Annotated in this window: 9 protein-coding genes; 7 read left to right on the plus strand and 2 right to left on the minus strand. The window is 64.6% G+C overall.

Features of this window, described 5'->3' with window-relative positions:
* On the plus strand, window positions 1-1,529 hold a 1,529-nt coding region (locus tag AC5JJ6_RS28275; RefSeq protein WP_496045259.1), incomplete at its 5' end, for a sigma-70 family RNA polymerase sigma factor.
* An 86-nt stretch (window positions 1,530-1,615) separates the two neighbouring features.
* Here the strand turns inward: AC5JJ6_RS28275 and AC5JJ6_RS28280 are convergent.
* On the minus strand, window positions 1,616-2,644 hold the full coding sequence (locus tag AC5JJ6_RS28280) for an SMP-30/gluconolactonase/LRE family protein (RefSeq protein WP_496045260.1): 1,029 nt from the start codon (window positions 2,642-2,644) through the stop codon (window positions 1,616-1,618).
* A 361-nt stretch (window positions 2,645-3,005) separates the two neighbouring features.
* On the opposite strand from AC5JJ6_RS28280, the gene AC5JJ6_RS28285 reads away from it, so the two are divergent.
* The 5 genes from AC5JJ6_RS28285 to AC5JJ6_RS28305 all read left to right on the plus strand — a co-directional run bounded on the left by AC5JJ6_RS28285 (window position 3,006) and on the right by AC5JJ6_RS28305 (window position 6,172).
* Window positions 3,006-3,281, plus strand: a complete 276-nt coding sequence (locus AC5JJ6_RS28285; protein WP_496045261.1) for a DUF4398 domain-containing protein — start codon at window positions 3,006-3,008, stop codon at window positions 3,279-3,281.
* Between the two features lie 17 nt (window positions 3,282-3,298).
* Window positions 3,299-4,099 (plus strand): OmpA family protein, encoded by an 801-nt coding sequence (locus AC5JJ6_RS28290; RefSeq protein ID WP_496045262.1) that lies wholly within the window; start codon window positions 3,299-3,301, stop codon window positions 4,097-4,099.
* A gap of 146 nt (window positions 4,100-4,245) precedes the next feature.
* Complete coding sequence (locus AC5JJ6_RS28295) at window positions 4,246-4,641, plus strand: phage holin family protein (protein ID WP_496045263.1); 396 nt, start codon at window positions 4,246-4,248, stop codon at window positions 4,639-4,641.
* On the plus strand, window positions 4,638-5,609 hold the full coding sequence (locus AC5JJ6_RS28300) for a PRC-barrel domain-containing protein (protein ID WP_496045264.1): 972 nt from the start codon (window positions 4,638-4,640) through the stop codon (window positions 5,607-5,609). The genes AC5JJ6_RS28295 and AC5JJ6_RS28300 overlap by 4 nt, the downstream gene beginning before the upstream one ends.
* Window positions 5,610-5,692: 83 nt before the next feature.
* Window positions 5,693-6,172 carry a hypothetical protein gene (locus tag AC5JJ6_RS28305; protein WP_496045265.1) on the plus strand — a complete coding sequence of 160 codons (480 nt, stop codon included), beginning with the start codon at window positions 5,693-5,695 and terminating at the stop codon, window positions 6,170-6,172.
* Between the two features lie 6 nt (window positions 6,173-6,178).
* On the opposite strand, the gene AC5JJ6_RS28310 is transcribed toward AC5JJ6_RS28305, so the two are convergent.
* Window positions 6,179-7,159: a patatin-like phospholipase family protein gene (locus AC5JJ6_RS28310; RefSeq protein ID WP_496045266.1), complete on the minus strand. Its 981-nt coding sequence runs from the start codon at window positions 7,157-7,159 to the stop codon at window positions 6,179-6,181.
* Between the two features lie 335 nt (window positions 7,160-7,494).
* Here AC5JJ6_RS28310 and AC5JJ6_RS28315 point away from each other — a divergent pair, with 335 nt between their 5' ends.
* Window positions 7,495-9,261: an ABC transporter ATP-binding protein gene (locus AC5JJ6_RS28315; protein WP_496045267.1), complete on the plus strand. Its 1,767-nt coding sequence runs from the start codon at window positions 7,495-7,497 to the stop codon at window positions 9,259-9,261.
* Window positions 9,262-9,322 lie beyond the last annotated feature (61 nt).

Below are 9,322 nucleotides of genomic sequence, written 5' to 3' on the forward strand. Positions count from 1 at the left end.
CCCGTGGCAATATCGCTTTTGCCGAGCACTCTACCGATCCGGTCCGCCTGTACCTGCGGGACGTGGCGCAGCATCCGCTGCTGACGCGCGAGCAGGAAGTGATGCTGGCGCAGCGTATGGAAGCGGCCCGCGCCGCCATCGACGACGTGATTGCGGCGAGCCCTTTTGCATGCACCCGTCTCATGCAGTGCCTCCAGGGCCTGCGTGAGGAGTCCGTGACGCTCGGTTCGGTGATCGATCTCGATCGGTTCGCCCGCATGGGTGCCGAGGCGGAAGCGGCAGCTCATGCCGACGATGTCGTGGATGAGATCGACGAGACTTTGGTGGATGCCGATGACGGTGACGTCGCCGGCGTTCCCCCCGCGATCTCCGCTGCAGAGATGGCTATCGCCGTGATCGAGGCGCTGGAGCGGATCGAGGCGGTCCAGACCGACTCCGCCGCTGCCGCCGTCCTGATCCGCGAGCTTCCGCTTTCCATCGACCTGCGCACCGAGCTGATCGCCGCCATGCGCGACTTGAACCGCCGTATCGTCGGTGTCGACGGCCGGCTGGCGCGCGTCGTGATGGCGGGCGGGGTCAAGCGCGAAGTCTTCCTGGAAGCCTATCTCGGCAAGGAGGGTGAAGCCGGCTGGCTGGCGAACCGGGCTGCCAAGGGCGGAGCCTGGGCGAAGCTGGCCGAGCGCAAGGGCGAGGAAGTCGATGCCCTGTTCGCCGAGCTGACCGAGATCACGCAGACCATTGGCCTGCCGATCGGCGAGTTCCGCGAACTGGCGGCACGCCTCCAGCGGTCGCAGAACGAGCAGACCCGGACCAAGGAAGCGTTTGCCAAGGCCAACCTTCGTCTGGTCGCCGCCCTGGCGCGTAAGCACCTGAACCGCGGACTGCCGTTCCTGGATCTGGTCCAGGAAGGCAATATCGGCCTGATGACCGCCATCGAGAAGTTCGACTGGCGCCGCGGCTACAAGTTCTCGACCTATGCCACGTGGTGGATCCGGCAGTCCATGACGCGCGCTCTGGCCGACCAGGGCCGCACGATCCGCATGCCGGCCCATGCCTGCGAGGCGCTGACCAAGATCCGCCGTTGCGCCGTGCAGCTCCGCCTGCGCCGTGGCATCGAGCCGACCAACGAGGACATCGCGTCCGCGCTGGCGATGCCGGTCGAGAAGGTCGCCGAACTGCTGCGCATGGCCGCCGACGCCGTCAGTCTCGACGCTCCTGTCGGCGACGACGACGACGGTGCCCGTCTGGGTGACTTCCTTGAGGACAGCGCCACGACCGGCGCCTTCGACGCCATCGCGGCCGGCTCGCTGCGCGAGAAGCTGTCGGAGATCCTCGACGACCTGACCCCCCGCGAGGCGGACATCATCCGCCGCCGCTTCGGTCTGGCCGGCACCGAGGAGACGCTCGAGGACATCGGCCGCGACTACAACGTGACCCGCGAGCGTATCCGTCAGGTCGAGGCGAAGGCGCTCCAGCGCCTGGGCCGGGCCAAGCATGCCCGGGTGCTGAAGACCTTCCTGGAAGGCTGAGAACGCCTTTCCGGACTGCCAAGTCGAAAAAGGGGTGACGGGCCGCGATGGCCCGTCACCCCTTTTTCATGGTCATAGCTCCTGGATCAGGGGACCTGGGCCCCGCGCGTATTGACGTAGAGCGAGTACAGCGACGTGCTGCCGGTCATGAACAGCCGGTTCTTGCGCGCTCCGCCGAAGCACACGTTGGAGCAGATCTCCGGCAAATGGATCTTGCCGATGGGCTTGCCGCCCTGCGGCGAGAAGATGTGGACGCCGTCGAAGCCTTCGCCGGCCCAGCCCGCCGCCGCCCAGACGTTGCCGTCCACATCGGTTCGCATCCCGTCGGCCAGGCCGGGCGCCATGTCCGCGAACACCCGCCCATTGGCGAGCGTTTTGCCGTCAACGACGTCGAATACCCTGATCTGCTTTGGACCCTTGTCGCTGGTGTCGGCGATGTAGAGCTTCTTCTCGTCAGGCGAGAAGCAAAGGCCGTTCGGCCGGTCGAAATCGCCGGCGACGACAGTCGCCTGTCCACTTGCCGGATCGATCCGGTAGACGTTCCGGGGAAGCTCGAACTCCGCCTTGCCGCCCTCGTAGTCTCCCAGGATTCCGTAGCCGGGATCGGTGAACCAGATCCCGCCGTCGGAATGCACGACCGCGTCGTTGGGCGCGTTCAGCCGCTTGCCCTCGAACCGGTCGATCAGGACCGTGATCGTGCCGTCATATTCGGTCCGGGTGACGCGCCGTGCACCGTGCTCGCAACTGATCAGCCGGCCCTGCCGGTCCCGCGTATTGCCGTTGGTGTAGTTGGATACCGGACGGAAGATGCTGACGGCGCCGGTCTCTTCGGTCCAGCGCATCAGCCGGTTGTTGGGGATATCGCTCCAGACCAGATAGCCGCCGTCGCGGAAATAGACCGGTCCTTCGGCCCAGCGCAGTCCGGCGGCCAGACGCTCCACGTTGGCGTTGCCGACGCGGTACTTCGCGAAGCTCGGGTCAAGGATTTCTACCGAATCGTCCGGGTACCGGACCGGCGGCGGATCGCCCCAATCACGAGCGAGGACGGGGCTTGCTGCAAGGGCCGCGGCGGCGGCTGCCCCGGTCCGGAGGACCGAGCGTCTGTCGATCTGCATAATTCTTCCTCCCATTTCGTTTTGTCCATCGGTCAGCCCGATGACTGGATACTTCCTTTGGTGGCTGCCTTGTTGGATGGCCAGCATCGCACCTGAGTCAGTCGTTGGCGATATATCCCCTTAGTCTATACCGTCGAAAATCTTCGCTGATCTTGCGTGGGAACAATCACGGTACTGACTGGTTTTAGTGATGGCGCGGATGACAACCGCGTATTCCAATCATCTCAATTGCCGACGAGAGTGTGATGTCATGTCCTTAACGTCCAAAGGGTGGCGTATGCGCGGGCTTTTTCTCATAACGGGTGCCCTGGCACTTGCAGCCTGTGCGAACGAAGTTCCGCCGCCCAACACACAGGTCACGTTGTCGGATAGCATCATTCGCGACGCGGAAAGCGCCGGAGCCGTTCAGTACGCGCCAGTGGAACTGAACACGGCGCGGGAGAAACTGGAAGCCGCCCGCCGCGAGATGCAGGACGAGAACAACGAAAAGGCGCTCCGGCTGGCCGAGGAAGCGGAACTCGACGCCCGAGTCGCTCAATTGCGGTCCAGGACCAAGACCACGCGCGACGCCGCTGCCGCGATCCAGGCCAGCATCGACACGATGCGGCGCGAAATCACGACCCGGCCGACGAGCTGAGAGGGAAGGAAGCCAATATGACCACATCAGCATCGACGATCCGCCGGTTGGCGATGGGCGCCGCCGCCTGCGCGTTGCTCGCCGCGTGTTCCAACGCACCGACCCAGACGCGTAGCGTCACTCAGGCCGCCACGGCCTTCGATACGGCGCGCAACGATCCCCAGGTCGTCAGCACCGCTCCGCTGGAACTACAGCGTGCCGAGCAGGCGCTCAAGCTGGCGCAGGATGCCCAGGCCGATGGCGAGGATGTCGCCGTCGTCGATCATCAGGCCTATCTGGCGCAGCGGCGGGCGGACATCGCTGTCCAGACCGCGGCGCTCAAGGACGCCGAAAAGCAGATCGAACAGGCCAACCTGGCCCGCGATCAAGCGCTGCTCGGCGCCCGCACCGGTCAAGTACAAAGCCTCCAGCGCCAGTTGGAAGACCTTCAGGCGAAGCAGACGGATCGCGGCATGGTCCTGACCCTGGGTGACGTGCTGTTCGAAACCGGCCGCGCCGACCTGCGGTCTGGGGCGGATCGGACCGTCAGCCAGCTTGCCAACTTCATGCAGCAGAACCCGGACCGGACGGTAGAGATCACCGGCTTCACCGACAGCACCGGCAGCGTCGAGTTCAACCAGGAACTCTCCGAACGCCGGGCCGAGGCCGTCAGACAGGCGCTGACCAGCTACGGCATCAGCCCGCAGCGTGTCGTCACCCGCGGTTTGGGGCCGGCGCTTCCCGTCGCCAGCAACAGCACAGCCAGCGGCCGGCAGCAGAATCGCCGTGTGGAAATCACGATCTCCGACGAGAGGGGCTCGATTCCTCCGCGGGGCTGACCCGCGAGGCCGGTAGCCGGAGAAAGCCGGAGAATGTCTGGAACTCCGGCTCGCCGGAAGGGTTGAGCGTTTAAGTGAAATGTCGGCCATGATCATGGGGCCGAAACCGATTCCGGTATGGGTGCATTTCGGATCAGGAGCGAAAAATGAACGAAGATAGAACAGTCGATTTGCCCCTGAGCGGCCTCTTCGCCAATCTGCGGCAGGAGGCGACGCTTCTGATCAAGCGGGAAGTCGAACTTGCGCGAGTCGAAGCATCCCAGAAGGTCGGGCAGGTAACCCGTGGGGCCGTGGCGCTTGCCATCGGCGGCGCCGTGCTTTTCATCGGCATCCTCTTCCTCATGCTGTCCGGAACATTCGGCCTGTCCAAAGTGGTGGAGCCTTGGCTTGCCGCTCTGATCGTCGGCGGCGTCGTCCTGCTGATCGGCGTGATCATGCTGCTGAAAGGCATCAGCAACATGAAGAACATGAACCTGACGCCGCAGCGGACGATCGAAACGCTCAAAGACGACGCGCGGCTCGTCCGGAGCCGGACACCATGACGGGAACCAGCCGCTCTCCCGAAGAGATCCAGCGCGAGATCGCCAAGACCCAGAACAATCTTTCTCGGACCATCGCGTCGCTGGAGCGCAGGCTGGCTCCCAGCGACCTGCTCGAAGAGGTGACCGGCTCGCTGAGGGCCGCAGGCGGCAACAGGCTTGCCGATGCGATCCGGGACAATCCCATTCCGACGGCGCTGATCGCGCTAGGAGCGGCGTGGCTTGCCGTTTCGGTCGCATCGACCAAGCCCCAGCCCGACCGCTTCGTCGCCGATGCCCAGGGATGGCGCCGCCGTTCCGTGCTTTCGGCGCAATCGCTGATCGGTGACGAAGTCCGCAATCTGGAGAACCAGATGCTCGGCCGGATCGAGGACATCATGATCGATGTGCCGACCGGCCGCGTCGCCTATGCCGTCCTTTCGTTCGGCGGGATCATGGGAATGGGCGAAAAGCTGTTCGCCTTGCCGTGGCAGAGCCTCCGGGTCGACGAACGGCGCCGGCAGGTCGTGGTGGACGTGGACAAGGCCCATCTTCGGCAGGCTCCCGGCTTCGACAAGGACAATTGGCCGGATATGGCCGACTTGTCGTGGAGCAATCGCGTGCATGGCTTCTGGATGGGGCGCGACGGAGATGTCCTTCATCGCCGCGTCATGTCGGCGGGTAGCCTGGCAGGGACTGCGGTTCGCAACCACGGCGGCGAAGACATCGGCACGGTCGACGCGACCATGGTCGATCTGGCCGACGGCAGGGTCGTCTATGCGGTGCTGGAGTTCGGCGGCACGCTGGGCTTCGGGACTCGCTTCTTCGCCGTGCCTTGGCGGGCATTCCGGCTGAACGAGGATGACAAGCGCTTCGAGCTCGATGCGGACAAGGAGAGGCTGAAGGGCCTCGACGGCTTCGACAAGGACAATTGGCCCGACATGGCGGACCCGGCCTGGAGCAGCCGCGTTGAACTGCAATTCGCCCGCTGATCCAGGTAATGCGATACGGATATGGGCGATCGGCATAAACCGATATGGCGTGAGAAAAGACCGTCCAGCGGAGGAAGCGTCACGTGAATAAACCATCCACACTCAAAACGGGGCTTCTCCTTCCCTTCGCGGCGCTTGCCCTGGCGTCCTGCGCCAACCCAAACGCCGACAAGGCCGCCGATGCCCGGCAGGTGCTGGTCGGCATGCCGAAGGAGACGCTGCTGTCCTGTGCCGGCGTGCCGCAGCGCTCGGCAACGGTCGACAACTCGGAATTCCTGACCTACACCAGCTCCGACTACAGCGGCGGCGGCCCCTCGACCTCCTTCGGGGTTGCCGGCGGAAGCGGCGGTTCGGGCGTCGGAATCGGCCTGGGCTTCCCGCTCTTTGGTGGCGGTGGCGGATACTCGAGCAGTTGCGAGGCCAACTTCACCATTCGGAACGGCGTCGTTCAACAACTGAACTATACCGGTTCGTCCGGTTCTTCGGCTTCGCTCGGCCAGTGCTACCGGATCGTCGAAAACTGTCTGGCCCTGGTGCCGCAATCGACCCGTCCGCCGGGCTGACGTCAATCAGGTTCGCGCGGTATCGCGAAGATTGGCGCTGAAGACCCGGATCGCATCCGCCAGATCCGGGATCGAGCGTTCCGTCGCCGCCGCACCTTCCTCCACCGCTTCGGCCGCACGGTCGAATTCCAGCAAGCCGACATGGCCTAGCCGGGGCGCTATCTGAACGTCCGGCGGGTCGGCGGCAAGACGGGTCCGTCCGATGCGGTCGGTGATGATCCCAAGCGACGACACCATGACGCCGAACAGGCTCGGCCCGTCGTATTCGCGGGTGAACACCCGCCGCGTCAGAGCGTTCAGGCGTGACGGCGGGGTCGGGGTCTGGTGGGACTGCTCCTCTTCCAGCACCTGGATCAAGTCGAACCCCGCGGCGGTCGCGATGCTCGCTCCGGGCTTGCGGGCCTTGCCTAGGATGTCGGAGTTCAGGTTGACCGCGATGACCATCTCGGCGCCGAGCGCGCGGCACGAGGCAACCGGGACGGGATCGACCAGCGCGCCGTCGACCAGCCAGCGCTGGTCGATGCAGACCGGCGGAAAGACGCCCGGCAGCGAGAAGGAGGCGCGCAGCGACTCCACCAGCGGTCCCGTCCTCAGCCAGACTTCATGTCCCGTGACCAGATCGGTGGCGATAGCGGCGAATGGCATGGGCAAATCCTCGATCCGCTTGTCGCCCATGTGCTTCGTCATCTCCGCCATCAGACGGCCGCCGCTGATGAGGCCGCCGCTGCGCACGCGGAGATCCAGGTAGCTGACGATCTTCATGCGGCTGAGGTTGCGGGTCCATTCTTCCAGCGTATCCAGATGACCGGCCAGATAGCATCCGCCCACCAGGGCGCCGACGGAGGTGCCGGTAACGATGTCGGGCTCTATGCCCATCTTCTTGAGCGCACGCAGGACGCCGATATGTGCCCATCCGCGGGCGACGCCGGCACCGAGCGCCAGACCGATGCGGGGACGGGTTCTGATCAGACTGGCTTCGTCGGGCATGGGCGGACCTGACTGCGTTTTGAAAAACCACTGATACCAACAACGCTACGCGCAACTTGTTAAACGATGCTGAGTAACCATATCGTGACCGTGACAATCCGGCTGTGATGCTTTTCACCAAGGGCCGGCGGCGATATCCAGCCCACGTAAATGGCCGGTGGGACAAGTCACCGCTGGTCAAATCTCGCCGGATGGGGCAGGGTCCCCTTTCACGCCGGGCTGTTTTTCCTTGTTTCCGGCGACGACTCGCGTCCGGTCAACGCTTCATGAAAATCGCTGCATCCTCTTCCCCCTCCAAGTCTTTCGATAAGTCTCCCAGCCGCCACACGGCCACCATGCCGTTGCTGAAGCGGCTGGTCGCGACCTATCTGAGCCCATACCGCTGGTTGCTCGCCCAGGCGCTGTTCTGGATGGCCGTTGCGGCCGCGACAACCGGGGCGATGGCCAAGCTCATGGAACCGATCATCGACGAGGTGTTCACCAACCGCAACCAGGCCATGCTGTTTCCAGTTGCCGCCGGTGTGCTAATCGCCTTTGGGCTGCGGGGGATATCGACCTACTTCCATAGCGTTCAAATGAACCAGATCGGCCAGAGCATCGTGGCCGATATCCAGCGTCAGATGTATTCGCACCTCCTTCGCCTGGATCTGGCCTTCTTCCACGGGACCTCGGCTGGCAACCTGATCTCGCGCATGGTCAACGATGTCGGCCTGATGCGGCTGGCTGTGGCGGAATGCCTGACCGGGATGGGCAAGAGCGTGCTGACGCTGGTTGTTCTGGTTGCGGTCATGTTCCAGCAGGACTGGGTGCTCGCCACGGGCGCCTTCATCGTCTTCCCGGTCGCGTCCTATTTCGTGGCGCGCCTCGGCAAGCGGTTCCGCAAGGTGTCGGCCAGCACGCAGGCGGAACTGGGCCATTTCTCGACCATCCTGAATCAGACCTTTCAGGGGGCCCGTCACGTCAAGGCGTACGGGATGGAGACGTACGAGGAGGGCCGCGTCGGCGGCATCATCGACAACCTGTATCGACTGGTCCACAAGGGCTTCCGAGTCTCCGCCCTGTCCGGCCCGGTGACAGAGATCCTGAGCGGCCTGGCCATCGTGACCGTCGTCGTCTACGGCGGCATCCAGGTCATCAACGGCGAGCGCACGGCCGGCGCCCTGTTCTCCTTCATCACGGCCTTCCTGCTGGCCTATGAGCCGATGAAGCGGATGGCCAAGCTGAACAGCCAGCTTCAGGGCGGTCTTGCCGCCGCCGACCGGGTCTTCGCCCTGCTCGACACTCCGCCGTCCATCCTGGACAAGCCGGATGCGAAGGCGCTGGACGTCACGTCCCACGACATCCGGTTCCAGGACGTGCGGTTCTCCTACGGCCAGGATTCGACGGCCATCCAGGGCATCGACCTGGACGTCCCTGACGGCCAAACCGTGGCGCTCGTCGGCCCCTCGGGTGCCGGCAAATCGACGCTGCTGAACCTGATCCCCCGCTTCTACGACGTGACCGGCGGTGCCGTCCTGGTGGGTGGGTCGGATGTCCGGGACGTGACGCTGGCGAGCCTGCGCGGCCAGATCGCCCTGGTCAGCCAGGAAGTGGCGCTGTTCGACGACACCATCCGCGCCAACATCGCCTACGGCCGGATCGGCGCCACGGAGGACGAGATCGTTGCGGCCGCGCGGGCCGCCGCGGCCCATGACTTCATCATGGGGCTTCCCGACGGCTACGACACCATGGTCGGCGAGTTCGGGGTCAAGCTGTCCGGCGGGCAGCGTCAGCGGATCTCGATCGCAAGAGCCATGCTCCGCAACGCGCCCATCCTGCTGCTGGACGAGGCGACTTCCGCCCTCGATACCGAGTCGGAACGGGTCGTCCAGGGTGCCCTGAAGGCCTTGCAGCAAGGCAGGACGACTCTGGTGGTGGCGCATCGCCTGTCCACCATCGTCGATGCCGACCGAATCTACGTGATCGACGGCGGACAGGTGGCGGAGGCAGGGACCCATGGCGAGCTGCTGCGGCGGAACGGCATCTACGCGAAACTTTGGGGCATGCAGAGCGGTGCCGTTTCTCCGGATGCGGGGGCTCCCGCCCAAGCGGCAATGCAGTGATATTTCGATTTTTTTCGCAAATGGGGGATTGTTAGCGGCTCCGCTTGCGTTCATCTTAAGA

The sequence above is a fragment of the Skermanella sp. genome (assembly GCF_059503625.1).